Annotated in this window: 25 protein-coding genes; 7 read left to right on the forward strand and 18 right to left on the reverse strand. The window is 70.6% G+C overall.

Annotated elements, in window-relative coordinates; all coding sequences use genetic code 11:
• Positions 1 to 45: 45 nt before the first annotated feature.
• The 5 genes from YWY_RS22025 to YWY_RS0113735 all read right to left on the reverse strand — a co-directional run bounded on the left by YWY_RS22025 (position 46) and on the right by YWY_RS0113735 (position 5330).
• A complete protein-coding gene (locus tag YWY_RS22025; RefSeq protein WP_084609250.1) occupies positions 46 to 1254 on the reverse strand; it encodes a PucR family transcriptional regulator in 1209 nt (402 codons plus the stop codon).
• Positions 1255 to 1413: 159 nt separating this feature from the next.
• Positions 1414 to 2835 (reverse strand): glycosyltransferase family 39 protein, encoded by a 1422-nt coding sequence (locus YWY_RS0113720; protein ID WP_038045073.1) that lies wholly within the window; start codon positions 2833 to 2835, stop codon positions 1414 to 1416.
• 155 nt (positions 2836 to 2990) lie between these two features.
• Positions 2991 to 3659 (reverse strand): DedA family protein, encoded by a 669-nt coding sequence (locus tag YWY_RS0113725; RefSeq protein ID WP_028848066.1) that lies wholly within the window; start codon positions 3657 to 3659, stop codon positions 2991 to 2993.
• Positions 3660 to 3694: 35 nt separating this feature from the next.
• A complete protein-coding gene (gene lipA / locus YWY_RS0113730) occupies positions 3695 to 4708 on the reverse strand; it encodes a lipoyl synthase (RefSeq protein ID WP_028848067.1) in 1014 nt (337 codons plus the stop codon).
• A gap of 70 nt (positions 4709 to 4778) precedes the next feature.
• Positions 4779 to 5330 (reverse strand): hypothetical protein, encoded by a 552-nt coding sequence (locus tag YWY_RS0113735; protein WP_028848068.1) that lies wholly within the window; start codon positions 5328 to 5330, stop codon positions 4779 to 4781.
• A gap of 133 nt (positions 5331 to 5463) precedes the next feature.
• Here YWY_RS0113735 and YWY_RS0113740 point away from each other — a divergent pair, with 133 nt between their 5' ends.
• Positions 5464 to 6099: a TetR/AcrR family transcriptional regulator gene (locus tag YWY_RS0113740; protein ID WP_028848069.1), complete on the forward strand. Its 636-nt coding sequence runs from the start codon at positions 5464 to 5466 to the stop codon at positions 6097 to 6099.
• Positions 6100 to 6109: 10 nt separating this feature from the next.
• Here YWY_RS0113740 and YWY_RS0113745 read toward each other — a convergent pair whose 3' ends face one another.
• From YWY_RS0113745 to lpdA, 5 genes are read right to left on the reverse strand one after another with little or no spacing between them, the layout of a single operon-like run.
• On the reverse strand, positions 6110 to 6814 hold the full coding sequence (locus YWY_RS0113745) for an SDR family oxidoreductase (RefSeq protein ID WP_028848070.1): 705 nt from the start codon (positions 6812 to 6814) through the stop codon (positions 6110 to 6112).
• 7 nt (positions 6815 to 6821) lie between these two features.
• A complete protein-coding gene (lipB, locus tag YWY_RS0113750; RefSeq protein ID WP_038045074.1) occupies positions 6822 to 7562 on the reverse strand; it encodes a lipoyl(octanoyl) transferase LipB in 741 nt (246 codons plus the stop codon).
• A 27-nt stretch (positions 7563 to 7589) separates the two neighbouring features.
• Complete coding sequence (locus tag YWY_RS0113755) at positions 7590 to 8474, reverse strand: TIGR01777 family oxidoreductase (RefSeq protein WP_028848072.1); 885 nt, start codon at positions 8472 to 8474, stop codon at positions 7590 to 7592.
• Between the two features lie 6 nt (positions 8475 to 8480).
• On the reverse strand, positions 8481 to 10367 hold the full coding sequence (gene sucB, locus YWY_RS0113760) for a 2-oxoglutarate dehydrogenase, E2 component, dihydrolipoamide succinyltransferase (protein WP_028848073.1): 1887 nt from the start codon (positions 10365 to 10367) through the stop codon (positions 8481 to 8483).
• A 37-nt stretch (positions 10368 to 10404) separates the two neighbouring features.
• A complete protein-coding gene (gene lpdA / locus YWY_RS0113765; protein ID WP_028848074.1) occupies positions 10405 to 11778 on the reverse strand; it encodes a dihydrolipoyl dehydrogenase in 1374 nt (457 codons plus the stop codon).
• Positions 11779 to 11977: 199 nt separating this feature from the next.
• Here lpdA and YWY_RS0113770 point away from each other — a divergent pair, with 199 nt between their 5' ends.
• Both YWY_RS0113770 and YWY_RS0113775 read left to right on the forward strand, forming a co-directional pair.
• On the forward strand, positions 11978 to 12325 hold the full coding sequence (locus YWY_RS0113770; RefSeq protein ID WP_028848075.1) for a hypothetical protein: 348 nt from the start codon (positions 11978 to 11980) through the stop codon (positions 12323 to 12325).
• An 84-nt stretch (positions 12326 to 12409) separates the two neighbouring features.
• Positions 12410 to 13018 (forward strand): dihydrofolate reductase family protein, encoded by a 609-nt coding sequence (locus tag YWY_RS0113775; protein ID WP_028848076.1) that lies wholly within the window; start codon positions 12410 to 12412, stop codon positions 13016 to 13018.
• On the opposite strand, the gene YWY_RS0113780 is transcribed toward YWY_RS0113775, so the two are convergent.
• The gene (locus YWY_RS0113780) at positions 13019 to 14518 is read right to left on the reverse strand and encodes a leucyl aminopeptidase (protein WP_028848077.1); all 1500 of its coding nucleotides are present in this window, start codon (positions 14516 to 14518) and stop codon (positions 13019 to 13021) included.
• A gap of 93 nt (positions 14519 to 14611) precedes the next feature.
• Between YWY_RS0113780 and YWY_RS23330 the strand changes: the two genes are divergently transcribed.
• Both YWY_RS23330 and YWY_RS0113790 read left to right on the forward strand, forming a co-directional pair.
• The gene (locus tag YWY_RS23330) at positions 14612 to 15499 is read left to right on the forward strand and encodes a hypothetical protein (protein ID WP_051310222.1); all 888 of its coding nucleotides are present in this window, start codon (positions 14612 to 14614) and stop codon (positions 15497 to 15499) included.
• Positions 15500 to 15546: 47 nt separating this feature from the next.
• Positions 15547 to 16650, forward strand: coding sequence for a branched-chain amino acid aminotransferase (locus tag YWY_RS0113790; protein ID WP_028848078.1), 1104 nt, complete (start codon positions 15547 to 15549; stop codon positions 16648 to 16650).
• 522 nt (positions 16651 to 17172) lie between these two features.
• Here YWY_RS0113790 and YWY_RS22035 read toward each other — a convergent pair.
• The gene (locus tag YWY_RS22035) at positions 17173 to 18162 is read right to left on the reverse strand and encodes a nicotinate-nucleotide--dimethylbenzimidazole phosphoribosyltransferase (protein WP_051310223.1); all 990 of its coding nucleotides are present in this window, start codon (positions 18160 to 18162) and stop codon (positions 17173 to 17175) included.
• Positions 18159 to 18821, reverse strand: coding sequence for a DUF3043 domain-containing protein (locus YWY_RS0113800; RefSeq protein WP_028848079.1), 663 nt, complete (start codon positions 18819 to 18821; stop codon positions 18159 to 18161). The genes YWY_RS22035 and YWY_RS0113800 overlap by 4 nt, the downstream gene beginning before the upstream one ends.
• A gap of 167 nt (positions 18822 to 18988) precedes the next feature.
• Here YWY_RS0113800 and YWY_RS0113805 point away from each other — a divergent pair, with 167 nt between their 5' ends.
• Together YWY_RS0113805 and YWY_RS0113810 are read left to right on the forward strand one after the other, a co-directional pair.
• Positions 18989 to 19354: a HesB/IscA family protein gene (locus YWY_RS0113805; protein ID WP_028848080.1), complete on the forward strand. Its 366-nt coding sequence runs from the start codon at positions 18989 to 18991 to the stop codon at positions 19352 to 19354.
• Positions 19355 to 19637: 283 nt separating this feature from the next.
• Positions 19638 to 20651 (forward strand): carbohydrate kinase family protein, encoded by a 1014-nt coding sequence (locus YWY_RS0113810; protein WP_211227534.1) that lies wholly within the window; start codon positions 19638 to 19640, stop codon positions 20649 to 20651.
• Positions 20652 to 20666: 15 nt separating this feature from the next.
• Here YWY_RS0113810 and YWY_RS0113815 read toward each other — a convergent pair whose 3' ends face one another.
• The 5 genes from YWY_RS0113815 to asnB all read right to left on the reverse strand — a co-directional run bounded on the left by YWY_RS0113815 (position 20667) and on the right by asnB (position 26419).
• Positions 20667 to 21683: an S-adenosylmethionine:tRNA ribosyltransferase-isomerase gene (locus YWY_RS0113815; RefSeq protein ID WP_028848082.1), complete on the reverse strand. Its 1017-nt coding sequence runs from the start codon at positions 21681 to 21683 to the stop codon at positions 20667 to 20669.
• Entirely contained in the window at positions 21680 to 22408 is a 729-nt protein-coding gene (locus YWY_RS0113820) for an SDR family NAD(P)-dependent oxidoreductase (RefSeq protein WP_028848083.1), read from the reverse strand. Before YWY_RS0113820 ends, YWY_RS0113815 begins: the two co-directional genes overlap by 4 nt.
• A gap of 33 nt (positions 22409 to 22441) precedes the next feature.
• Entirely contained in the window at positions 22442 to 23140 is a 699-nt protein-coding gene (locus tag YWY_RS0113825) for a sterol desaturase family protein (RefSeq protein ID WP_051310224.1), read from the reverse strand.
• Positions 23137 to 23856 (reverse strand): FadR/GntR family transcriptional regulator, encoded by a 720-nt coding sequence (locus tag YWY_RS0113830; protein WP_028848085.1) that lies wholly within the window; start codon positions 23854 to 23856, stop codon positions 23137 to 23139. Before YWY_RS0113830 ends, YWY_RS0113825 begins: the two co-directional genes overlap by 4 nt.
• Before the next feature lie 643 nt (positions 23857 to 24499).
• Positions 24500 to 26419: an asparagine synthase (glutamine-hydrolyzing) gene (asnB, locus tag YWY_RS0113835; protein ID WP_028848086.1), complete on the reverse strand. Its 1920-nt coding sequence runs from the start codon at positions 26417 to 26419 to the stop codon at positions 24500 to 24502.
• Positions 26420 to 26523: the final 104 nt, after the last annotated feature.

A 26523-nucleotide genomic window follows, 5' to 3' on the forward strand; every position in this document is an offset into this window, starting at 1 on the left:
GCCCAAATTCAGCCGAACTGGTTGTGCAAGTGGCACAACTCACGGTCACCGGCCGGACCGCATGGCCAGGGCGCGCAACGCGAGGTCGAGCTCCACCGGCGGGGTGTCTTCGGCCAGCGGGCGACCGATGAGGAGGGCGATCCGGCGCAGCCGGTTGACCACGGTGTTGCGGTGGCAGGGGACCGCTTTGGCGGTGCGCACCGTCGACCCGGCGCAGGCGACCCACGCGCGCAGCGTGCGGATCAGCTCGCGGGCCTCGGCCGCAGGCAGCGCGAGCAGCGGGTCGAGCCAGGTGCGGATCAGGTCGTCGGCGATGTCCGGCGAGCTCAGCAGCAGCGCTTCCGGGAGACAGTCGTCGTAGCGGGACAAGCCGCGCGATCCGGCGCGGGCACGCAGAGCCAGCAGCGCTTGCCGGTATCCGTCGGCCACCCCGGCCAGCCCGCGGACGACGCCGGACACCCCGATCAACCTGCCGGGCGGGGCGGCGGCGAGCCCGTGCAGCAGCTCCAGCGGCTGGTCGGCCCGCGGCTCGCGCAAGGCGATGACGCCGACCACGACGTCGGAGCGGTCCACCCACGCCGAGGGATGGGCCGCCAGGCGTGATTCGGCGAGCGGGATGTCGAGCTCGTCGCAGACGATGACCAGGTAGTCGTCCTCGACCGGCAGATCGAGCACCCGCGACGCTTCCGCGATGAACCCTGGCTGGCCCGTGCGCCCGCTGAGCACGCCCTCCCACAGCATCGCCCTGCGCCGTTCGTCAGCGCGCAGGACCGATCGTTCGTAGTGGTGGTAGGCGCTGGCCACCTCGGCCGACGTCTGGTCGACCACCTCCCACAGCCTGGTGCCGATCTCCGGCACCACCTCGGGGGGCAGCACGTCGCGGCCGTGTTCGATGAGATCGTCCCAGATGATGCGCCCGCCGAACCGGAACGACCGCAGCACGTCGTCCAGCGGGACACCCTGCTCGGCGCGGCGGTGGCCGGTCTGCCGGGCAGCGTCGAAGATGGCGTCGGCGTGCGGCCTCGTCGGCCGGCCGCTGACGGCCTCGGCGAGCAGTTGCAGCACCCGGTCGATGTTGTCGTGGCAGGACCGGCGGAGGTCGTCGTGCGGAACGCGGATGGTGTCCTGGTAGCCGGGGTTCTCGCTCTCGATCGCCTTCACCAGCCGGTCGGTCAGGGATTCCAGCCGGTTGCGGCGGTGCGCGGTGATGAACTCCACCGCCGCGGCCTGCGTGTCGGTGTGCGACCTGGTCATCGTCGTTGCTCGTCTCGTCCGGCCGGTACGTACCGGAAGCCGGCTGGGCGGGGTGGTGCATCCGGCGTGCGCAGCGAGTCCGGCCGGGACGAGGCGTGCGGCACGACGGTCATCCCGTGATAGTAGGGGCCGGCGAGCCCGGCCCGGCAGAAGCGGACGTCAGCCCATCCGGCGAAGTTCCGGCCACATCTGCGACCACGGGCGGCTGGGGCCCGCGCAGAACAGCACCGGTGCGCCGTTCTCCTCGTTGTCGACGCCCGCGTCGTTGCCGATCGTGGCCGCGGTGGTGCAGCCGACGAAGAACCGCGACGCCCGTTCGGCCGGGATGCCCACGACCACCACCCGGCTGGCCAGGTCGGGAGGAGGTCCCCAGTGCCAGTAGGCGTTGTGGCCGCTGTAGGCCTGCGGCAGACCGTAAGCGGGGCCGAACCTGTCGATCGCGCCCGCCTCGCCGTAGTTGCGGGTGAAGATGACCGCGCCGTCCTGGTGGGCGTGTGCGACCGTGCTGACCAGCTCCGGCCAGCCCACCGTTTCGCCGACGTCCTCGTTCATCGCCACCACGAGGTCGATGTCCCGTACCGGCAGCACCGGCAGCGCGATGACCGGGTCGATCACGATGCTGGCGGCCAGCGCCAGCCCGAGGGCGGCCTTGCGCAGCAGCGGCGGGCGCCCGCGCAGCCATCGCGGGATGGGCACGCAGCCTGCGGCGACGAGCAGCGGCAGCATCCCCGCCAGGTAGTAGGGCTTGCCGCCGGTGGCCATGAACACCACCGCCAGCAGCACCCAGGTCACGGCGAGGAAGCGCAACTCGGCGTCCCGGAACAGCCGCACCAGCCCGGCGATCCACACCGGCGCCAGCACCGGGCTGACCAACAGCAGCTGGAACGGAACGACCGCCCACCACGGCTCGGAACTGGCCGACTCGCCGCGTGCGATGGCCGCGGACACCTCCAGATGCGGCCAGCCGTGCGCGGCCTGCCAGAGGATGAACGGCGCGAACAGCACCACGGCGATCATGGCGCCCAGCCACGGGTAGGGGCTGCGCAGCACGTGCCGTGGGCCGGCCGCCAGCAGGCTGACCAGCACCGCCACGGCCAGCAGCGCGGGCAGCGGCTTGTTGAGCAGGCCGAGCCCGACGACCAGCCCCACCGCCAGCCACAGCCGCTCGTCGCGCAGCACCGCACGGACGATCAGCCAGGTGGCGGCTGTCCAGCACAGCAGGTCGAACGTGGTGGTGCTGAGCAGGTGGCCGTTGAACAGCACGACCACCGACACCCCGGCGATCACCGCGGCGAGCACCTGGGCGCTGCGCTTGGCACCCAGCTCGCCGGCGAGCAGGCCGGTGATCAGCACGATCAGGCCGGCGGCCAGCGCAGAGGGCAGCCGGAGCAGGGTGAGCGAGTCCGCATCCAGCTCGGTCATCAGCCGGGCCAGCAGCGGGGTCACCGGGCCCTGGTCGACGTACGCCCAGTCCAGTCGCTTGCCCGCGGCGATGAAGTACAGCTCGTCCCGGTGATAGCCGTACTCGTGCGCGAACAGGACCAGTACCGCGCTGACGAGGCCGGCGACCGCCACGATCATGGCTCGGCAGCATAGCGCCACTTGCGCCGTCATGGGCCGTGTTCGGGCTGGTCACAAGCGCGGTTCCGGCCGGAAAGGCACCGCCGGGCAGCGCGATCCTGCCCGGAGAAGCACCACGGAGCAGGCACACGAGCCGGGCGGCGGCCCGGCGGGCGTCAGCGCTGCGGCTCGGGCTCGGTTGCCGCGGCCTCGGGCGCGACGCCGGCCTGCCGTTCGGCGGCGGCCTTGCGCTTCCGCTTCAGCAGCATGATCACGACGAAGCCGGCCACCAGCACGCCGAGCACCACCCAGCTGCCCTTGCCGATCGCCGACTCCAGCCACTTCGCCGACTCGCCGAGTGCCGCCCCGATGCCGACGTGCAGGGCACACCAGGCCAGGCCCGCCACGCCCGCCGCGGGCAGGAACCGGTGGAACGGCAGCTTGGCCGCCCCGGCCGCGGCGGGCACCAGCGTGCGCATCACCGGCAGGAAGATCGCGATCATCACCGCGACCGCGCCGCGCCGCTGCAGGAACTCGACCGCCTTGTCCCAGCTCTCCCCGCCGTGCTTGTCGACGAACTTCACGTTGCGCAGCTTCGGGCCGAAGTAGCGGCCCAGCCAGTAGCCCGCGGTGTACCCCAGCATCGCGCAGCCGGTGGTGACCAGCCACATCGCGACGAACTCGGGAACCGAGTCGACCGTGACGCCCAGGATGAACAGCCCGGTCTCGCCCGGCGCGACGAAACCGAGGCCCAGACAGGTCTCCCCGAACACCAGCAGGCCGGCGCCGAGGATCAGCCAGCCCTCGGGCAGGTTCTGCAGCCAGGTCAGGAAATCCGAGATCACGCCGCGGGGCCCCCTCTGCTACTGCCGTGAGTGGATCAGCGGGCGAGCAGCGCGCTCGCCTCCTGAGCCGCGGGCCCTGACTCGGCGAGATGTGCCAGGTTGGCCGGCAACGGCTCGCCGCGACGGCGCTTGGTCTGCGCGTACAGCCGGCCGGCGCGGTAGCTGGAGCGTACCAGCGGGCCGGCCATCACACCGGCGAAACCCAACGATTCGGCCACCCGGGCGTGCTCGACGAACTCCTCCGGCTTGACCCAGCGGTCCACCGGGTGGTGCCGGATGCTCGGCCGCAGGTACTGGGTGATGGTGAGGATCTCGCAGCCGGCGTCCAGCAGGTCACGCATCGCGGGCTCGACCTCCTCCGGCCGCTCACCCATGCCGAGAATCAGGTTCGACTTGGTGACCAGACCCGCGTCGCGGGCGCGCCGGATCACCTCGAGCGACCGCTCGTAGCGGAAGCCGGGGCGGATCCGCTTGAAGATGCGCGGGACCGTCTCGATGTTGTGCGCCAGCACCTCCGGCTCGGAGCCGAACACCTCGGCCAGCAGGTCCGGCTTGGCGTTGAAGTCCGGGATGAGCAGCTCGACGCCGGTGCCCGGGTTCAGCGCGTGGATCTGCCGCACGGTCTCCGCGTACAGCCAGGCGCCGCCGTCCGGCAGGTCGTCCCTGGCGACACCGGTGACGGTCGAGTAACGCAGCCCCATGGCCTGCACGCTCTCCGCCACCCGCCGGGGTTCGTCCCGGTCCAGCTCCGCGGGCTTGCCGGTGTCGATCTGGCAGAAGTCGCACCGCCGGGTGCACTGGTCGCCACCGATGAGGAAGGTGGCCTCGCGGTCCTCCCAGCACTCGTAGATGTTCGGGCAGCCCGCTTCTTCGCAGACGGTGTGCAGACCCTCCCGTTTCACCAAGCCCTTCAGCTCGGTGAACTCCGGGCCCATCTTCGCCCGGGTCTTGATCCACGACGGCTTCTTCTCGATGGGCGTCTGGCTGTTGCGGACTTCTAGTCGCAGCAGCTTGCGGCCCTGGGGTGCGGGTACGCTCACGGTCCCCACACTACCCACCCGCGCGCGCACGAGACACCGCGCTGTGCTCGGGACCGGATGGTGGACACCGCAGTCGTGGTCAGCCGGTCGGCGTCAGCATGCGCAGCAGCTCACCGACCGGAAAGCGGCGCCGCCTGCGCGTGGGGGCGGCCTGGTCCGCGCCGTGGCGCAGCAGCGCCATGAAGCTCGCACCGACCCGGGTGATCTCGTCCAGCGGCTCGTGCGGTTCGGCCAGGCCTGCGGTGATCGCCAGCAGCCGTTGCTCCCGTTCCAGAGCGGGCACCAGAGTCTCCGGGTAGACGTCTATGTGGCTGTCGAGGACCGCGCGCAACGTCGGGTTCTCCGCCACCGTGCCGCGCCAGGCCTGCGCCACCAGCTCGGGGTTGTCCGAGTCCTCCCGCGGCGGCGCGTCCATGGCGTCCTCCGGGCCGCCGACCGTGCTCCGCAACTTGCCCAGCAGGCGCAGGTTCCACCGGTAGTAGAGGGCCAGCAGCAACTGCTCCGGGGTGCCGAACAGCTCTTCGGCGCGCGGGATCTCGGCGAACGGCAACGGTCCGCCCGGCGCCCGGCGGGCCAGCTTGAGCACGGTGTTCATGACCTTGCGGCGGGCGTAGTAGTCGTTCCAGCTCATGGCAGCTCCCCGCTTCTTGCGATGCGCCCGAAATGTTGCTCCGGGGACATGGCCGAATCGCATACTGCCGGTATGTTCTGGAAACGAACATACCACGGGTATGGTGCGGCTCAGGTGGCGTAAACTTGTGATCATGGCGACAGTCCGTGCTCGTCCGGCGTCCGCGCGCAAGACGCGCTACGCCTCAGCCACCCGTGATGACCTGGTACGGAGTGCGGTCGCGTTGTTCACCACGCACGGCTACGCCGGCACGTCGCTCGATGTCATCGCGGCTCGCGCCCGGGTCACCAAAGGTGCGCTGTATCACCATTTCCGGGACAAGCAGGATTTGTTCGAGGCCGCATTCAGTGCGGTCGAGAAGAAGGTGTACGCCAAGCTGAAGAAGGTTCTCGCCACGTCCGAGAATTTGTGGGTGAAAGCCGGTCTCGTGGTGCGCGAGTACCTGCAGAGTTGCCTGGATCCGGCCTATCAGCGCATCGTCATCCACGAGGGACCGGTGGTGATGGGCTGGCAGCGCTGGCGGGACGCCCAGGAGGGCCTGAGCTTCGGGGTGATCAGGGACGCCATCGCCGACCTGCGTGCGGCGGGCGGCCTGTCCGGGCTGCCGGTCGAAGTCACCGCGCGGCTGGTGTGCGGAGCGTTGTCCACCGCGGCCACGATGATCGCCAACTCGCCGGACCCGAAGCGGGTCAGCGAGGAGACCGAGGACGCCGTGGTGCGGCTGCTCGGGTTGGTCCGGGCTGGTGCCGAGGCGCAGGGCCTGCGGTGAGCGGAACAGGTCACGCCTTGCCGTAGACCGGCACGTGGGCGCCGCTGACCGCGCTCGTCTCCTCCTGGCAGAGGGCGAGGATCACGTCGGCGATCTCCCGCGGCTGCACCCATCGGGAGTGATCGGCGTCCGGCATGCTTGCCCGGTTGGCCGGGGTGTCGATCACGCTGGGCAGCACCGCGTTGACCCGGATGCCGTCGTCGCGGTACTCCTCGGCCATCGCGTCGACCAACGCCAGCACGGCGGCCTTGCCGGTGATGTAGCCCGCGGCCCCGCTGAACGGCCGCAGCGCGGCGCGGCTGGAGACGCACACGATTGCGCCGCCGCCTGCCTCGATCATGGCGGGCAGCGCCGCCTGGCTGACCAGGTAGGTCGGGCGCAGGTTGAGCCGCAGCTGGTGCTCGAACTCGTCGACGTCCGTCTCGTGCACGCGCCCGCCCGCGGCGAATCCGCCTACCAGGTTGACGACGGCGCGCAGTGCAGCTGCGGGCTCGGCGGTGGCGAGTCCCACCACCGAGCGCGCCGATGCGGGATCGAACAGGTCGGCCTGGACCAGGTGCAGGTTCTCGTGCTCGGCCAGCCTGCCCACCTCGGATTCGGCCAGCCACGGCACCACGACCCGCCACCCGGCAGCCAAAAACACTGTGGTGACGGCGGAGCCGAGCCAGCCCGTGCCTCCGGTGATCAGGGCCGTCCTCGCCGCAGACGTCGCCATGCCGGACTCAGCCGTTCTGCAGGGCGAAGGTGACGCCGGGAGCCTCCGGCCGAGCCCGCGGGATCCACCGGTCGTCGCTCACCGGGAGCTCGCCGTCCAGCGCCGCCAGGGTCGCCTTCTCCGCCAGCGGCAGCACGTCCTCGACCGTCACCTCGCGGCCCAGCTCGGCGCTGAGCGACGTCACCCCGGCGTCGGAGATCCCGCACGGGATGATCTTGTCGAACGCGCTGAGGTCCGCGTTGCAGTTGATCTCGAAGCCGTGCATGGTGACCCCGCGCTGCACCCGGATGCCGATCGCGGCGATCTTGCGCTCCGGGCGGTGGTCGTCGGCAGGGACCCACACGCCGCTGCGGCCCTCCACCCGGCCGGTGGTCAGCCCCAGCTCGTCGCACACCGCGATGAGCGCCTCCTCCAGGCGCCGGACGAAGTGCACCACGTCGATCGGGTCGGCGAGCTTGACGATGGGGTAGCCGACCAGCTGGCCGGGGCCGTGCCAGGTGATCTTGCCGCCGCGGTCGACGTCCACCACCGGGGTGCCGTCCTGCGGCCGCTCGTGCGGTTCGGTGCGCTTGCCCGCGGTGTACACCGACGGGTGCTCCAGAAGCAGCAACGTGTCCGGGCCGGTGCCGTCGGCCCGCGCGGTGAGCAGCTCGCGCTGCAGCTGCCATGCCTGCCGATAGTCGATGAGTCCGATCCGCCGCACGTCGACCGGGTCCGAGGAGGCCCGGCAGCTCAACGATTCACTCACGATTGCGAGCCTACCCACTCCCGCGGCCTAGACAACGGCCGCCAGCGCTTGGTGCAGGTGCTCGTGCCGGAACGTGAAACCGGCGTCGAGCAGGGCCTTGGGTCGCGCGTTGTGGCTGTTCAGGATCGGCTCGACGGCATCGGGGCCGAGCAGCAGCCGCATGGCCTGCTTCGGCACGAACCACGGCGTCGGCCGGTGCAGCCGCGCCCCGAGTTGCCGGACGAACTCGGTGTTGGTCACCGGGTGCGGCGCCACCACGTTGACCGGGCCGCGCACCGCCGCCTGCTCCACCGCGAAGCGAGTGGCGGCGGCGTGGTCCGGCAGGCTGATCCACGGCACGTACTGGGTGCCGTCACCGAGCCTGCCGCCCAGCCCGAACCGCACCAACGGCGTGAGATAGCGCAGCATGCCGCCGTGCCCGGACAGCACCACTCCGGTGCGCAGCCGGACGACTCGCGCGCCCGCGCGCTCCGCCGCCTGCGTCGCTTGTTCCCAGTGGGTGGTCAGTTCGGCCAGAAAGCCGGAGCCGCCCGCGGCGGATTCGTCCACCACCGCGCTGCCGGTGTCGCCGTAGTAGTCGATGCCGGACGCGTTGACCATGGTCGCGATGCCGCGCTCGGCGACTGCCTCGGCGAGCACCTCGGTCGGTTCGATCCGGCTGTCCTTCATCTCCTGCTTGCGGGCATGACTCCACCGGCCCGGCGTCATCGGGGAGCCGCACAGGTTCACCACCGCGTCGACGTCGTCCAGCGCCTCCTCGTCGATGGTGCCCGCGGGAGGGTTCCAGCGGTGCTCGTCCCCGGCCGCCGGGTCGCGGCGGACCAGCCTGCGCACTTGGTGACCGTGTGCCCGCAGTTCGGCCACCAAGGCGCGCCCCAGCAGTCCGCTCGACCCGGCGACCAGGACGATCATGACCGGTTACAGCCCGAGCTCGGACTCGAAGTTGCCCTCGGTCAGCCGCTGCTTGACCGTGGTCAGGAAGCGGCCGGCGTCGGCACCGTCGATCAGCCGGTGGTCGTAGGTCAGCGCCAGGTAGGCCATGGACCGGATCGCGATGGTGTCGTTGCCGTCGGCGTCGGTGACCACCACCGGGCGCTTGACCACCGCGCCGACACCGAGGATGGCCGCCTGCGGCTGGTTGATGATCGGCGTGTCGAACAGCGCCCCGTTGCTGCCCAGGTTGGTGATGGTGAACGTGCCGCCGGTCAGCTCGTCCGGCTTGATCTTGTTGGTGCGGGTGCGCTCGGCCAGGTCGGCGATCCCGCGGGCCAGGCCGGCCAGGTTGAGCTCACCGGCGTTGTGCAGCACCGGGGAGATCAGCCCGCGCTCGGTGTCCACCGCGATGGCCAGGTGCTCCTCGCCGTAGTAGGTGATCTCGCCTGCCTGCTCGTCGAAGTAGGCGTTGATGTTCGGGTGCTGCTTGAGCGCTTCGACCGCGGCCTTGGCGAAGAACGGCAGGAACGTGAGCTTGACGCCCTCCCGTTCCTGGAACGTCTTCTTCGCCTGCTGGCGCAGCCGGGCGATCTTGGTGACGTCCACCTCGTGCACCTGGGTCAGCTGCGCGGAGATCTGCAGCGACTCCCTGGTGCGCTTGGCGATGGTCATCCGGATGCGGTTGGCCTTCTGCGTGGTGCCGCGCAGGCCGGAGGTGTCCACCGCGGCCGGGGCCGACGGTGCGCTCGGCGCCTGCGCCGGGGCGGCTGCGGCCGGAGCCGCGGGCTGGGCGGCGGGTGCCTGGGCGGCGGGTGCCTGGGCGGCGGGTGCCTGGGCGGCAGCCTTGGCCTTGGCTTCCGCAGCGGCCAGCACGTCCTGCTTGCGGATGCGGCCACCGACCCCGCTGCCCTTGATCGTGGACAGGTCCACGCCGTGCTCGGCGGCCAGCTTGCGCACCAGCGGCGTGACGTACGGGCGCTTCTGCTCCCCGTCGGGCGACCCGGCAGCCTGCGCGGCGGGCTGAGGCGCGGTCTGGGGTTCCGCTGCCTGCGGGGCGGGCTGCGGCGTGGGCTGGGCCTCTGCCGCCTGCGGGGAGGGGGCCGGCTGCGGGGCGGGGGCCGGCTGCGGAGCCGCGTCCTGCGCGGGGGCCTGCGGCGCGGGAGCTTCCGCGGCGGGGGCCTCCTCGGCCGGGGACGGCTGCGGCGCAGCGCCGCCGGCGCCGCCTGCGCCGGGCGTCCCGATGACCGCCAGCTGGCTGCCCACCTCGACCGTTTCGTCCTCGCCGACGGTGATCTCCAGGACGGTACCTGCCACCGGGGAGGGCACCTCGGTGTCGACCTTGTCGGTGGAGATCTCCACCAGCGGTTCGTCCACCTCGACGGTGTCGCCGACCTGCTTCAGCCACCGGGTCACCGTGCCCTCGGTGACGCTCTCGCCCAGCTCGGGCAGCGTGACCGGGGTGCCGGAGGCGGCGGATCCGTCGCCACTCGCCGAGGCCGGCTCCGCGGCGGGTGCTTGCGGGGCCGGGGCCTGCTGCTCCTCGGTGGCCGCAGGCGCGGCGGCCTGCGCTGGTTCTTCCTCGGCGGCGGCAGTACCCTGCTGCTCGCCACCGGCGTCGCCGCCGGAGCCACCGGACCCGTCGTCGATCACCGCGAGCTCGGCCCCGACCTCGACGGTCTCGTCCTCCTGCGCGACGATGCGCGCCACGACGCCCGCGACGGGGGAGGGCACCTCGGTGTCGACCTTGTCGGTGGAGATCTCCAGCAACGGCTCGTCGACGGCGACCGTGTCACCTTCCTTCTTGAGCCACCGCGTGACGGTTCCCTCGGTGACGCTCTCGCCGAGTTCCGGCAGTCTGACGGAGAAGGCCATCGCTGTTTAGCTCCTTGAGGCAGTAGTGGTTCGGGGATCAGGCGTGGACGTGAAGCGGTTTGCCGGCCAGCGCCAGGAAGGCCTCGCCGAGCGCTTCGTTCTGCGTGGGATGGGCGTGGATCAACGGGGCGACGTCCTCCGGGAAGGCCTCCCAGTTGTAGATCAGCTGGGCCTCGCCGATCAGCTCACCGACGCGGTCGCCGACCATGTGCACCCCGACGACCGGGCCGTCCGGCGCCTTGACCAGCTTCACCGCGCCCGACGTCTTGAGGATCTGGCTCTTGCCGTTGCCGCCGAGGTCGTACGTCAGCGTGGTCACCCCTGAACCGTATCGTTCTTTCGCCGCGTCTTCAGTGAGACCGACCGATGCCACCTCGGGGTGGGAGTAGGTCACTCGCGGGATGCCCGCCTCGTCGATCGGCTTGGGCTTCAGCCCGGCGATCTGCTCGGCGACGAAGATGCCGTGCGCGAAGCCGCGGTGCGCCAGCTGCAGCCCGGCGACGATGTCGCCGACGGCGTACACGCCGTCGATGTTGGTGCGCAGCCGCTCGTCGGTGCGCACGAAGCCCCGCTCCAGCGCGATCCCGACCTCCTCGAAGCCGTGGCCCGCGGTGTTCGGCCCGCGGCCCACCGCGACCAGCAGCACGTCCGCCGCCAGGGTCTCGCCGTTCTCCAGCGACACCTCGACGCCGTTGTCGTCCTGCCTGGCCCCGGTGAACTTCACACCGGTCTTGAATCCGATCTTGCGGCGCCGGAAGGCCCGCTCCAGCTGCTTGGACGCGAACTCGTCCTCCGAGGGGACCAGGCGCGGCAGCGCCTCGACCACGGTGACGTCGGTGCCGAAGGAGGCCCAGATGCTGGCGAACTCCACGCCGATGACACCGCCGCCGAGCACCACCGCCCGCTCCGGGACGGTGTCCAGCAGCAGCGCCTGGTCGCTGGTGATGATCCGCCCGGTGATCTCCAGCCCGGGCAGCGTCCTGGCGTACGAGCCGGTCGCCAGCACGACGTTGCGGCCGGTGTAGGTCACTCCGTCCACCTCGACGGTGGTCGGGCTGGTCAGCGTCCCTGCGCCCTCGACGATGGTGACCTTGTGCGCCTTGGCCAGGCCCTGCAAGCCCTTGTAGAGCCGCGACACCACGCCGTCCTTGTACTTGTGCACCCCGGCCATGTCGACGCCCTCGAACACCGACTTGACGCCGAACTGCTCGCCTGCCCGGGCGTTGTCGGCGATCTCCGCGGCGTGCAGCAGGGCCTTGGTCGGGATGCACCCGCGGTGCAGGCACGTGCCGCCCAGCTTGTCCTTCTCCACCAGGATCACCGACAGGCCCAGCTCGGCCGCGCGGAACGCGGCCGCGTAGCCTCCCGAGCCGCCACCCAGGATGACAAGGTCAGCGGACGTTTCGGTCACGGTCACTCCTCATCGTCAGGCTTACACCACACCAGGGATCACACCATGGCCGCGCTGACGGCCCGGCGTCCGCGGGTCGCGCGTGCGCCGTGGTTCACCTCATCTTGTCATTACGGATGCCACGCTAGCGACCGGAGAACGGCTGTGGGACACCACACCCGGGCTTCCGGCAGAATGTGCCCACATTGACGGGACGGAGTTGGTTGTGTTGGCGTGGTTCAGGCGGCGCAAGGGCAAGCAGAAGCAGGGCGTGCTCCGCAAAGCCACCTCGAACGATTTCGCCCACCTCGAGGCATGGGCGGCGTCGCGGCGCGGGGTCGAGGCGTACTTCGAACCCCGCACGCACGTCACCGAGGCGACAGTGGTCTTGGTGGCGCACGACGGGGAGTGGACGAGGCGACGCGTCGACAGTCTGGAATCGCTGCAGAAGTTCGGTGCGAAACGGTCGATCCCGGTTTACGAAGTCAATCGTGTCGGCTACCCGAAGCGGATGCGGGAGTACACCCAGCGGATGAAGGCGCAGCGCAAGCGGGACGGCCAGGTGTGATCCACTCCGCACCGCGATGAGTCCGGCCCGGCGCGGCGGTCTGCACTGCTGAACATCCACCGGACACGACACCGAGGAGACGCCATGCGCCGGGTGATCTGTTCCATGGGCACGTCGCTGGACGGCTACATCGTCGACGCCGACGGCGAGTTCGCCTGGTCCAAGCCGGACGAGGAGCTGTTCGCCTTCGTCACCGAGGAGATCCGGCACGTGGACGCCTTCGTGCTCGGCCGCAGGCTCTACCAGACGATGCTCTACTGGGAGGACGTCGATCAGCTGCCCGGGCTGTCCGAGGCGGAGCTGGTGTGGGCCCGGCTGTGGCAGGCGCTGCCGAAGGTGGTCTTCTCCACCACGCTGACGTCGGTGCGCGGCAACACGCGCCTGGCCAGGCGGGGCCTGGCGGAGGAGATCGAGCGATTGCGAGCCGAGTCGGGCGACGGTGACATCGCCGTCGGTGGCGCGCATCTTGCCGCGCAGGCGGCTGAACTCGGTGTGATCGACGAGTACCGCATCCGGGTGCACCCGGTGCTGGTCGGTGGCGGCGTGCCGTTCTTCCCGCGGAACGAGCGGCACGTGGACCTGGAACTGAAGGAATCCCGGGTGTTCGGCTCCGGCGTCGTCTACCAGCGCTACCGCGTGACACGCCAAGGCCCGGCAGCACGAAAGCCCCGTGATGCCGGGCGCGAGGCGTGATCAGCCGTTCTCGGCGATGTCCGCCAGGACGGCGGCCAGCGTACGGACCGGGACGCCGGTGCCGCCCTTGCCGGTGTAACCCCACACCGAGTCGCTGTAGGCGGGGCCGGCGATGTCGATGTGCACCCACGGCACGCCGTCCGGCACGAACTCGCGCAGGAAGATCCCGGCGGCCAGCATGCCGCCCCATCGGTGGCCGGTGACGTTGGCGATGTCGGCCAGCTTGGAGTCCAGATCCGAGCGCAGCTCCTCCGGCAGCGGCATGGGCCAGCCGCCCTCCCCGGTGCGCTGCGCGATGTCGGCCACCCGGTCGCGGAACTCGTCGCTGCCCATGATGCCCGGCGTGCGGTTGCCCAGGGCGACGACCTGCGCGCCGGTGAGGGTGGAGGTCTCGATCAGGTAGTCGGGTTCGTCCTCGCCCGCCCGCGCGATGGCATCGGCCAGGATCAGCCTGCCCTCCGCGTCGGTGTTGAGCACCTCGACCGTCTTCCCGCCGTACATGGCCAGCACGTCGCCGGGCCGGTAGGCGGTCCCCGACGGCATGTTCTCCGCCAGCGGCAGGTAGGCGATCACCTCGAGCGGGTAGTTGAGCTCGGCAGCCAGCAGCACGGTGGCCAGCTGGGCGGCCGCACCAGCCATGTCCGAGGTCATCTCGTCCATCTTCGCTGCGGGCTTGAGCGAGATGCCGCCGGTGTCGAACGTGATGCCCTTGCCGACCAGCGCCACCTTCGCCTTCGGCTTGCCGGGCCGGTAGTGCAGGCGGACCAGCCGGGGCGGCCGCGACGATCCGCCGCCGACCCCGAGGATGCCGCCGTAGCCTGCTCGCTTGAGCTGCTTCTCGTCGAGGATCTCCACCGCGATCCCGGCCTTCTCGGCCAGCGCCGCCGCACGCTTGGCGAACGACGCCGGGTACAGGTCGTTCGGCGCGGTGTTGACAAGGTCGCGAGCCGTCACCACCGCGGAGGCGACCGCGGTCGCGGCCTTCAGCGTCGCCTTGTGCTCCTTGTTGGTCCCGGCGGCCGGGCGGACGAAGTCGACGGTCTTCACCGGGGCGTCGCCTGGGGCGGACTTGTACTCGGTGAACTGATACGCGCCCAGCGCGATGCCTTCGACGGCCGCTCGCAGGTCGATCTCCGACAGCGTCACCAGCGCCCGCTTGGTGCCTGCCAGGGCGCGTCCCGCGGCACCGCAGGCGCGCCTGACCTGCTCCGCGGTCGGTTCACCGTTGGTGAGCTTGCCGAGGCCGGTGGCGTAGACGGCGCTCGCGCCGAGCTTGCCGAAGGTCGGGATGCGCACGACCTCGTCGGCCGAGCCGGTGGCGCCGGCTGCCTTGAGCGCGTCCAGCAGCTGGCCGTCGAACGCTTCGTCGACCGCGGCCGCGCCTTCGGCCAGCGCCACGGTGTCACCTTCGCTGATGGTGCCGATGACGATCACGTCCGCTTTGCCAGAGCGGATCGCCTCGGCGGTGTGGTCGGTCAGGCCGCATTTCGGCACGGTCACGGGGGCTCCCTCTGCATGCTGTCGATGAACGTGAGCCATGCTAATGGCGTGTCTTCGGGGCGACGGAACAGCCTTTGGTAGGGAGCGGACCACGTGCACACCCTGCCGGCGCTGCTCACCGCGCTGCCCACGGCATCCGCGGTCGGCGGGTGGTGGCTGATCGCCGGCCTGGTCGTCGCCGGGGCGTTCGCCGCACTGTTCACCGGAACGGGCAGACGCCGCGCCGTGCCCCATCCCGTGTTGCGCGTGGCCGTGTGGGGCTTGCTCGCCGCGGTCGCCGCGCGAGCGTTCGCAGCCGTCGTCTTTCCGCAATACGACAGCCTGGCCGCGGCAGTGGTGATCGTCGTGACGGGTGGGGGAGTGATCCTCGGGCTGGCCGCCCCGCCCGCGAGCCGCCGGGCGGCGTCCGCGGTGCTGCTGCTCGGGGCGGCGAGCTTCGCGGCCATCTGCGCGACCGTCGATCCGCCGCCCACCGTGGTGCCGGTTCCGGCGGACGACACCTCAGCCGCGAGTTCGTTCGCGGTCGCCGGACTGTTCGTCGCACCGATGCTCGTCCTCGACCCCGCCGGCTCGGCACGGCGAGGGCTGGCTCGCGTCGCGGCTGCCGTGGTGGCCACGTGTGCCGTTGCGGCGGGCGCGTTGTATCAGCTCGGCCCGCAACGTCTTGCGGTATCGGACGCACCGCTGCACGACGCGTTGGCCGCAGCAGACGCCGCCGTGCTGACCACGATGCTCGAAGCTTTCGTCGTGGTGGGCACCCTCACGGCCGTCCTCGTCGCGCTCGCCTCCGCCCGGCGCGCGGCGTCGGCGGGTCCACGGCCGAGAATCCTCGTCGGCGCTGTGGTCGCCGGTGCCGTGGTGCTTGCCTCGACCGTCGACCCCGTAGTCGTGCTGGCCGCTGCCTCGGTGGTCGCGGTGACCAGTTCCGTGCTCGGTTGGGTGCAGGCGGGGCAGGACGGCGGACGGCAAAACGGCAAATAGACCGAAGCCCGTTACTTGGACGTCCGAGTAACAGGTAAATTCGCACCATGACGACCGCGATGCCTTTCACCCACGTCGCTCACCCCGATCCGGCACCTGCCGAGCGAGTGGCCGAGGTATTGGCCAATCCGGGGTTCGGCACGCACTTCACCGACCACATGGTCACGGTGTCGTGGAGTGCGGAGCAGGGGTGGCACGACGCCAAAGTCGAACCGTACGCGCCCCTGACGCTCGACCCGGCGACCTCGGTACTTCACTACGGGCAGGCCGTGTTCGAGGGCCTGAAGGCCTACCGGCAGCCGGACGGGTCGATCGCGACGTTCCGTCCGGAGGTCAACGCCCGGCGGTTCCAGGGCTCGTGCGCGCGGCTGGCCATCCCGGAGCTGCCGGAGCAGGTCTTCCTCGACTCGTTGCGTGAGCTGATCGCGGTCGACGGCAGGTGGGTACCGGACGCCGAGGGCTCGTCGCTGTACTTGCGCCCGTTCATCATCGCCACCGAGGCGGGACTGGGCGTGAACCGGCCGGCGAACTCGTACCTGTACACGCTGATCGCCTCGCCTGCCGGGTCGTACTTCTCCGGTGGCGTGAAGCCGATCAAGCTGTGGATGTCGACCGAGTACAGCCGGTCGGCACCCGGCGGCACCGGGTTCGCCAAGTGCGCGGGCAACTACGCGGCCTCGTTCCTGCCGCAGGCGGAAGCGGTCGAGCAGGGCTGCGACCAGGTCGTCTACCTGGACGCGGCCACCCACGAGTGGGTCGAGGAACTGGGCGGGATGAACCTGTTCTTCGTGTTCGGCTCGGGGGAGAACGCGCACCTGGTGACGCCGGAGCTGAACGGCAACCTGCTGGCAGGCGTGACCAGGGACTCGATCCTGACGCTGGCCCGCGACTTCGGCTACTCGGTGGAGGAACGCCGGGTCTCGGCCGAGGAATGGGAGAAGTCCGCGCTCTCCGGTGAGCTGACCGAGGTGTTCGCGTGCGGAACCGCGGCGGTGATCACCCCGGTGGGGTCGGTCAAGCATGCGGGTGGCGAGTTCACCGTCGCCGACGGCGGCGCGGGCGAGATCACCATGCGGCTGCGCGAGGAGCTGGTCGGCATTCAGTACGGCACGCGCCCGGACAAGCACGGCTGGCGGTACCCGCTCGGCTGAGCGGCGACTGCGGACGACCGGTTCGGACACGGCACGAAGCTGCACCTGGCCCGTCGGGACGGCACGCCCGGCGGGCCAGCACGTCCGGCATGCCTGCGGCACAGCGGTACAGGCGGAAGCAGCTGGAGTGCATGCGCCGGGCCGGCACCTCGGTTCAGGACCCGACGATCGACGACCGGTACCGCGGCCCCGAGCGACCGTCAGGACCGCGGCGGCGCGCTCCGACCGCATCGGGCCCCGATTCCGTGCGTCTTGGCTGCCCGATTCTCGTGCGTCTTGGCTGGCGGTCGGCCACGGGCCAGCTCGTCGCTGCGCCAGCAGGCCGGGAAAGGCCGCCACGTCCCGTTGTGGGGTCTCAGGGTAAGCGCAGCGTCGACAGCTCTCGCCGTGCTCGCGCAAACCCGGCCGACCGTTTCCCAAGTGATCTCCTCGACGAGGCCGTCCGCTCACCTCGGTCTCGTGGGTGAGCACGCGCCAGCCGGTGTGATCAGCGCGGGCCGATGGTGCCGGGAGCCGTTGCCGTCACGCGTCGGCGAGGAGCCAGGCGGCCGCGGTCACCAGTGGCAGCGCCAGCAGGCCAGCGGTCGGGGCGTCCCCGCCCAGCCGGAGGTCCAGCAGCGGCTCCAGATCCAGGTGCTGCAGCGCGACGGCGTGGGCCGGTTCGGTGGTGCTCGACGCGGCCAGCCACCAGTCGCGCGCTCCGGGCGCCAGCTCCTCCGCGACCACGGCGGCGGCCAGCACGGTCACCCCGCCCAGCAGGACCGGCGTCCGCCGGACGGCGGCCTGGATCAAAAAGCCGGTGAGCCCGGCCAGGTCGGCCCCGCCAGCGGCGGCCAGCAGCTCCATCGGCTGGGACAGCCGTGGCTTGGCGCGGCGCATGGCGTCGCGAATGGCGGAGGTCTTGCGCATCCATGCCGTGTCGTCGATGCCGGAGCCACGGCCGACCACGGCGACCGGTTCGGTGTCGGTGAGCGTGCCGATCAGCACCGCCGCCGGGGTCGTCGCGCCGGCGCCCACGCTGGAGGCGACCAGCAGGTCGGCGCCCCCGTCGACCTCCGCGTCGGCCATCTCCATGCCCTTGCGGACGGCCGATTCCGCTTCTTCTGCGGTCATGGCGTCTGCGGTGTCGATGGGGCGGGCGGCCGGCTCCATCTCGACGACGCGTGTTCCGGCGTTCGCTGCTTGGGCGAGCGCGCCGACGGCGCCACCGCCGACATTGATCTCCGCCACTAGCTTCCCGGCGGCGTCAGCGCCGTGGGACGACACGCCGCGTTCGGTGATTCCGTGCTCGGCCGCGAACACGACGACTCGCGGCGTTCGCAAACGGCGTGGCGGGCACGTGCCCTGACACCCGGCAAGCCACGACGCGACGGTCGCGAGCTTGCCCAAGCCCAAGGGGCCTGCCGGGGTGGCCACCGTGTCGTCGGCGCCCGCCAGGCTCAGCGCAGCGGTGCGGGCGGATCCGTCCGGAGGTTCGATGCGAGGCAGTTCCAGCACAGTCGCCGACGTCATACCGGGATCTCGTCACCCGGCTTCACCCGGGGACGCGGGATGCGCAGCTTGCGCAGCTGGGTGGCCCGGATGAAGCAGTACCAGCCGATCGACCGGCCCTTGATGGTCTCCTTCGGGAACTTCTCCCTGGCCAGCCTGGTGATCCGGCGCCCGTTGTAGAACGCCTCCATGATCATGGCCAGCAGCAGGATCATGCACGTCGACGTGATCACCTGCTGCACCACCAGGTTGGGGAACAGCGTGGAGACGAACATCACCAGCGCCATCGGCATGAACAGCCCGAGCAGGTTGCGGCGCGAGTCCACGCAGTCGCGCGCGAACGCCTTGACCGGTCCGCGGTCGTGCGGCGCGAGATACCGCTCGTCGCCGGCCAGCATGCGTTCCCGCCGCTCCCGCCGCAGTGCCTTGAGCTCTTCCTTGCTCACCGGGTTGGCCTTGCGCAGCTCCCGGTTGCGCCTGATGGCCTCCCGCGTGGTCTTCGGCGGCGGGGGGACCGGGCCGCGGCGCCTTCCTTCGGCTTCCCGGCGCGACGGCGTCGGGCGCCCCTTCTTGGGGGTGTAGCCCCGGCGATTGTGGGGTTGCGCACTTTCCTCGTCGTGCTCGGGGGCCTCGGCGTCCTTGGTGTCCGTCGATGAACTGCCTTTACGCAAGAACCTCACGATCCCAGCCTATGGCACCGTCACCCGGATTGGTTCAGCAGGAGCGGCGGATGTGTCACCATGGACGCAGAAGCAGACGTATACCGGGTAGCGGTCGGACCAGGCTGGGAACAGATCGCACGGCCGCGGCGTTGCCCCAGATGTACGCGCACGACCCAAGGAGAGTCATGACGACTGCTGAGCAGACCGGGACGAAAACCGAGCAGACGCACGGCGTCGTGTTGACCGAGGCTGCGGCGGCCAAGGCGAAGGCGTTGCTGGAGCAGGAGGGCCGCGACGACATGCACCTGCGGCTCGCGGTGCAGCCCGGCGGCTGCGCCGGTCTGCGCTACCAGCTGTTCTTCGACGAGCGGGAGCTGGACGGCGACCTGTTCCGCGAGTTCGACGGGCTGCGCGTGGCGGTGGACCGGATGAGCGCCCCGTACGTGGACGGCGCGGTCATCGACTTCGTGGACACTATCGAGAAGCAGGGGTTCACGATCGACAACCCGAACGCCACGGGTTCCTGCGCCTGCGGCGACAGCTTCAACTGAGCCGCCCGCGCCGGCTGGCGCCCGGATGAGGTCGTCGGCCGGTTCGTGTTGAGAACGACGCCCTCGATGGCGCTGTCGACGAGCCTGCACGTGTCGCCCGCGTGCGGCGGCCGACTTCGTCGAGAACCGATCGGCGGCGACCTACTGGACGTGTCGCCCGCGTGGGTCGGCGTGCCCTGGTAACCCATCCGTGCGACAGTGGTTCGCGCGACCGGTATTTTCCGGCGTTGATGCGAGTTAACGCGACGACGCCGATGGGCGACACCGAGGAGTGACCAACGGAATGGCTCAGCAGCCCGACTTGTCCGTGATCGCCGGGGCACCGGTGGCGGTGTGCGGCAGCATCGCCACCGACCACCTGATGCACTTCCCAGGCCGGTTCGCCGAGCAGCTGGTCGCCGAGCAGCTGCACCGGGTGTCGTTGTCGTTCCTGGCCGACGACCTGGTGGTCCGGCGGGGCGGCACGGGCGGCAACATCGCCTACGGCCTCGGCGTACTAGGGGCGCGCCCGGTGCTGGTCGGCGCGGTCGGTGACGATTTCGGCGACTACCGCGCCTGGCTGGAACGGCACGGGGTGGACACCTCGGGGGTGCACATCTCGGAGGTCGCGCACACGGCGCGGTTCGTCTGCACCACCGACGAGGACAACTGCCAGATCGGCACGTTCTACGCGGGCGCGATGGCGGAGGCCCGCAACATCGAGCTGGCGCCGCTGGTGGAGCGCACCGGCCGGTTCGGCCTGGTGCTCATCGCCCCGGACGATCCGGAGGGCATGCTGCGGCACGCGGAGGAGTGCCGCCAGCGGGGCTGGCCGTTCGCAGTCGATCCGTCCCAGCAGCTGGCCAGGATGAGCGGGGCGCAGGCCCGCAAGCTGATCGCGGGGGCACTGCTGTTGTTCAGCAACGACTACGAGCTGGGCCTGCTGCTGCGCAAGACCGGGTGGACCGAGCAGGAGGTGCTGGAGCAGGTCGGCCTGCGGGTCACCACGCTCGGCCCCAAGGGAGCGGAGATCGTCGGCGCGGACGGTACCGCGCTGCACGTCGGCGCGGCGAAAGAGCTGTCCAAGACGGACCCGACGGGCGTCGGTGACGGCTTCCGCGCCGGGTTCGTCGCCGCGCTGCGCGCCGGGTTGGGCCTGCAGCGCGCCGCTCAGCTGGGTTCGGTCATTGCCGTGCTGGTGCTGGAGACCGTCGGCACCCAGGAGTGGCGGTACGAGCGCTCGGAGGTGCTGCGGCGCCTGGCCGAGTCGTACGGATCCGAAGCCGCCGAGGAGATCGCTCCGGCACTGCCCGGTTGATCCGCACAGCACCACTCACGGCAGCAGCACCATGCTGTCGCCGAACTCGTGCCACAACAGGCGGTGCTCCACCGCGTCGGCATAGGCGGCGTCGACCAGTTCCTTCCCCGCCACGGCATCCAGCAGGCTCAGATGACTGGCCTGCGGGTCGTGCAAGCCGGTGATCAGTCCGGAGACCACCCGGGCGGGACGATCCGGTCCGAGCACGAGATCCGTCCAGCCGCTCGTGCCGCGCTCGTGCCCGGCCGATTCCAGCGCACGCACCACCGTGGTGCCGACCGCGATCACCCGCCGCCCGCCGGCGCGCGCCAGCGCGACGAGCCGTGCGGTGGCGTCCGGGACGATGAACGGCTCGGGCGTGGGCGGTTCGTGCACCTCGGGGCTGGACACCCCGGCGTGCAGTACGACCGGCGCCACGATCACCCCGCGGGCCATCAGTCGCACCAGGAGCTCGGCGGTGAACGGACGGCCTGCGCTGGGCATCTCGGCGCTGCCCGGTTCGGTCGCATAAACCGTCTGGTACGCGGCGAGCGGAAATGCGCCGCCCATGTACCCGTAGGTGATGGGACGGCCGTAGCTGCGCAAGTACTCGGTGCGCGAGACGGCAGGGGCGGTCGTCGCGCGCCACAGCCGAGACTCTGCGGCATCCGCGTCCGGGTACGGCACGATCAGCTTGAGCAGCACCTCGCCCGGCAGCCGCACGTGTTCCCCCGGCGCGACACCGGAGCGCCATCCCGTGCCGTCCGGTTCACGAAGTTCGACGACCCAGTCGCCGTTGTCCAGTTCCAGCGCGACGTGCACCGGCAGCGTGCCGTCCCGGTACTGCCCGTCGACGGCGGCAGGCAGGGTGGCGGAGGTGTTGACGACCAGCAGGTCGCCGGGGGCCAGCCAGGCAGGCAGATCGCGGAACCGGGTCAGGTGCCTGCCGGACCGGGTGGCGACGAGGAGCCGCACGTCGTCGCGCTCGAAACCGCGCCATTCCGGTGGGGCGGTGGCCTCGGCCGACTCGGGCACGGCGAACCGGGTGCTCATGACGGCACCGCCGCGGGGAGCTCGGTTGCGCGGTAGCGGCCGCTGGGCAGGGCGCCGTCGAACAGTGGCTGCATTGCGGCGGCCACGCCGCCCGGATCGGCCCGGTCGGAGATGTCCTCGCCGGGGAAGGCCGCTTGGTGCATCGCGGTGTTCATGTCGCCAGGGTCGACCGCGTACACCCGCAGATCGAGTTCCTCCTCGGCCAGCACGGCCGACACCTGATCGAGCGCGGCCTTGCTCGCACCGTAGCCGCCCCAGCCGGGATAGGCGGCTTCGGCGGCATCCGAGCTGATGTTGATCACCCGGCCTCGTGCCGTGCGTAGCTGGGGGAGGAGTTCCGCGGTCAGCCGCACCGGTGCAAGCACGTTGACCTCGAAGATCCTGTGCAGTTCGGCCGCCGTGACGGTGTCGAGCCTGGCCCCGGGCAGCGACGGGCTCGGTCCGAGTTCGCTGGCGTTGTTCACCAGCATGGCTGTGCCACCGGCGGCACGGGCGGCTTCGGCCAGCCGGCGGCGGTGGTCGGCATCGGCGACGTCGCCGGGCACGGCGGTGACGAGCTCGTTCGCCAGGTTCGCCAGGGCGTCTTTCAGCCGGGCGGCGTTTCGTGCGTCGGCGACGACATGCCACCCGTGACGGGTGAGCGCGGTGGTCACGGCCAGCCCGAGGCCGGCGGAGGCCCCGGTGACGACGGCCACCGGGGCCTTGGTGGAAGTGCGATGAGTCATGCCCCCATCGTCAAACTTCGACTTAAGTCGAGGTCAAGGCGTGCCGTGCAGGTTTTTCGCCGTCGGCGACGTCGGCACCGTCGCCGGGTCGGGATACGTGCCCAGAATCCGGTCCGCGGTGCCGCTGGTGGTGACCGTGAACCAGTAGTGCTCGTTCTTGTAGTGATGACGCCGGTGGTTGCGCCACACCGCTCGGTAGATGCGGCCCCGTGGCTTGTAGTCACTGTGGATCAGGTAGTGGGTCCACTCGTACCCCAGCCCGAGCGCGAACACGCCGACGACGAAGGTCAGCCCGGTGCCGGTGCGCGGGAACGCGACCAGCCCGATCACCACGGTGCCGATCAGCAACCAGATCAGCGCCTGCCAGGGAATGAACACCAGGGGGATGTCACGCGGATCGGCGTGGTGCTCCCGGTGCTTGCGGGCGAGCAGCGAGTCGAGTCGGATCGGGCCCAGCTTGCGGGGCTTCCAGTGCAGGATCACCACGTGCACGACCCACTCGAAGAACGGGAAGACCGCCAGCATGATCGCAGGCACGAGTGCGTCATTCCACGTCCACTCGCCCACCGCGAGGCGGGCCACCACCGCGGCGGCCAGCGACGTGCAGATCATCCACGGCGAGGGGTGACGCCAGAACTCCCTGGCCGCCTCCCCCAGCGTGATCGTCTTGCGCGAGCGGCGCAGCGCTTCCTCGTCGGCGCGAACGCGGGCGCGGGCTTCCGGCTCGTTCATGATTGCTCCAGGTGACGCAGTGCGGTGAACATCCGTTCGGTGGCCGGGGTGAGCAGATCGACCGCGCGGTCGCGTGCCTGGCGGGCGTCGCCCGCCGTGACGGCGGCGGCCAAGGCGCGGTAGGCGTCGGTGCGGTCGACTTCGGCGGCCATGATCGTGGTGAGGGCGTCGACCGCAGGCAGGTACGCGGCCCGCAGGCCGTTGAACATCAGGCGGAACACGATCGACGAAGCGCCTTCGACCAGCACGTCCCAGAAGTCGAGGGCCCGGTGCTGGCGTCGTACCGGGTCGTCGGCGGCCACCAGCGCGGCAATGACCGCGTCGAGGTCGCCGGCCAGCCGCGGGCCGGATCGTTCCGCGGCCAGCTCGGCGATCTTGGGCGCGATGTGCAGCCGGGCCTCCATGATGCTGCGCACCACACCGATGTCGACCTGGCCGCCGGGCATCAGCAGCCGGGGGAGCAGGTCCAGGCCCGCGTGCTTGCGGTAGTCGAGCACCGTCGTGCTCTCACCCTGGCGCACGTCGACGAGCTTGGCCTGCGCCATGCGTTGCAGCGCCTCGCGCACCGCAGGCCGGGAAACCCCGAGCGCTTCGGCCAGCTTGCGCTCGCTGGGCAGTGCCTCGCCCGGGCCGAGTGTGCCCTCGACCATCTCGGTCAACAACCGCTCGAACACCTCGTCCGGGACCGAGCGGCGGGAGATCGGCTGCAAGTTCATGCGCAGAACGGTAGGAGGCAAGACCGGCAGAGGTCAAGTGGTATGACCAGTTTCGTGGGAGGCGGCAGCCAAAAGGGCCGGTGTCAGGGGTTGAGGAACGCGTGATCTCCGAAGAGGCGATCCGACGACGCACCTTCGCCCAACCGCGGGCAGCTTCCACGGCAGCCGCCACACCCACGACGGCGCCGACTACGACCAAGCCACACCCAGGCAGGCGCCGACTACGAACAAACTCGGACGGTCTACAGCACAGTGCGTCCCGTCCGCGGATGATCGCCAAGCGCGCGGACGTCGACGACGTGCGCACTGCGTTGCACTACGAGCGCCAACGGGCTGTCCGTCGCCGTCCGGGGTGTGGGCACGCGTCGCGGGCGCCAGCCTGGTCGAGGTCGTGGAGATCGGGTTGCCCGGGCTCGACCACCTCAATGTCGTCGGAGATGAGGGCGTCAGCGGCTTCGGCTCGGAGAACTGCCGGCGGCTGGCGAGGATCAAGGCGCCCCGCGCCCCGGAGAAGTGTTCCGCTGGCACAACGTGCTGCCCTCCAGGCGGGCCGCCGGAGACCTCAGAAGCCCGTGCCTGCCCCGTGCCGAGGCGATGCGTCGACGGTCGGCGTCGGCACGGCGAGCGGCGATCACGGTTCGGATCAGATCTTGACCGGGTAGTGCGGCTCCGGCACCTCGGGCTTGATCCGTTCCTCGACGAAGATGCCGTGCCAGAGCATGAACACCAGCAGCGCCCACAGCTGACGGCTGCGGTCGTGCGGGCCGGCCCGGTGCTCGTCGAGCAGCCCGAGCACGGCCTGCTTGTCCAGCAGCTCGTCGGTGCCGGACTCGGTGATGATGGTGCGCGCCCAGTCGTACATCTCGTCCCGCAGCCAGTGCCGGATCGGCACCGGGAAGCCCAGCTTCCTGCGGTTCAGAACGTGCGCGGGGACGATCTCGGCGAGCGCGCGCCGCAGCGCGTACTTGGTCGTCTCCTTGGTGATCTTCTGCTCGAGCGGGATGGTCGACGCCACCCGGAACACCTCGGCGTCCAGGAACGGGACCCGCAGCTCCAGCGAGTTGGCCATGGTCATCTTGTCCGCCTTGACCAGGATGTCGCCGCGCAGCCAGGTGAACAGGTCGACGTGCTGCATCCGGGCGACCGGGTCCCAGCCCTCGGACAGCCGGTACGGCTCCGCCGTCACGTCGGCGTGGCCGACGTTGTCGTCGAACGTGCGCAGCACCCGGCGTAGCTGGTCGTCGCGGAAGATGCGCGCGTTGCCGTAGTAGCGCTCCTCCAGCGTCAGCGACCCGCGCCGCAGCAGGTCCTTGCCCTTGGTGCCCTCCGGGATGCGCTGCGAGATCTTGCCCAGCGCACGGCGCATCGCACCGGGGACCTTCTCGAACGCGCGCAGCGAGATCGGCTCCCGGTAGATGGTGTAGCCGCCGAACAGCTCGTCCGAGCCCTCGCCGGAGAGCACCACCTTGACGTGCTTGCGCGCCTCCCGTGCGATGAACCACAGCGGCACCAGCGCCGGGTCGGCGACCGGATCGTCCAGGTACCAGACGATCAGTGGCAGCGCCTCCATCATCTCCTCGGCGTTGACCGTGCGCACCACGTGCTTGACGCCGATCGCCGCCGCCGACTCCGCGGCCACGTCGACCTCGGAATACCCTTCCCGCTCGAAGCCGGTGGTGAACGTGATCAGGTCCGGGTTGTGCTCCTTGGCCAGCGCCGCGATCGCGGTGGAGTCGATGCCGCCGGACAGGAAGGCCCCGACGGTGACGTCGGCCCGCATGTGCTTGGCCACCGAGTCACGCATCGCCTCGGCGATGCGGTGGTGCAGCTCGGCGGGTTCGTCCACCGGTGTGGCGTTGAACACGGGGTGGAAGTAGCGGCGGATGTCCGGTTCGCCGCCCGGGCGCAACGTGAACAGGCACCCGGATTCCACCCGGCGGATCGCGGTGTGCAGGGTCTCCGGTTCCGGCACGTACTGCAGCACCAGGTAGTGCTGCAGCGCCGTGCGGTCCAGCTCCTTGGCCATGCCGAGCTGCGGGGCTAGCTCGAGCAGCGACTTCTTCTCGCTGGCGAACGCGGTGCCGCCCGGTCCGGTGGCGTAGAACAGCGGCTTGATGCCGAACGGGTCGCGGGCGCCGAACACCACACGTTCCTGGGAGTCCCAGATCAGGAAGGCGAACATCCCGCGCAGCCGGGACACCGCCTCCTCGCCCCAGTGGTGGTAGGCGGCGACGATGGCCTCGCTGTCGCCCGAGGTGTGGAACACCGCGCCGTGCTTGTCGGCCAGCTCGGCGCGCAGTTCCAGGTAGTTGTAGATCTCGCCGTTGAACAGCAGCGTGTAGCGCTGCGGCGACTCGGGCGGGCCCCAGGTCAGCGGCTGATGCGAGTGCTCGACGTCGATGATGGACAGCCGGTTGAAGCCGAACACCACCTCGGCGTCGGCCCAGGTCCGGTTCTCGTCCGGGCCGCGGTGCCGCTGACAGCGCAGTGCAGCGCCGACCGCCGGCCGCGCCTCGGCGGCGTCATCCGTGTTGGTGCAGATCAATCCGAGCAGGCCGCACACGCTTCGTCCCACACTCCCAGGCCGTCGATGCCACAAAGCTGCCGAAGCCGTGACAAGCTGTGACAGCTGTCAGTGAAGTATGCCCGCTCACAAACCCGGCCCGG

This window comes from Thermocrispum agreste DSM 44070 (genome assembly GCF_000427905.1).
In the GTDB taxonomy this organism is placed as follows: Bacteria; Actinomycetota; Actinomycetes; order Mycobacteriales; family Pseudonocardiaceae; genus Thermocrispum; species Thermocrispum agreste.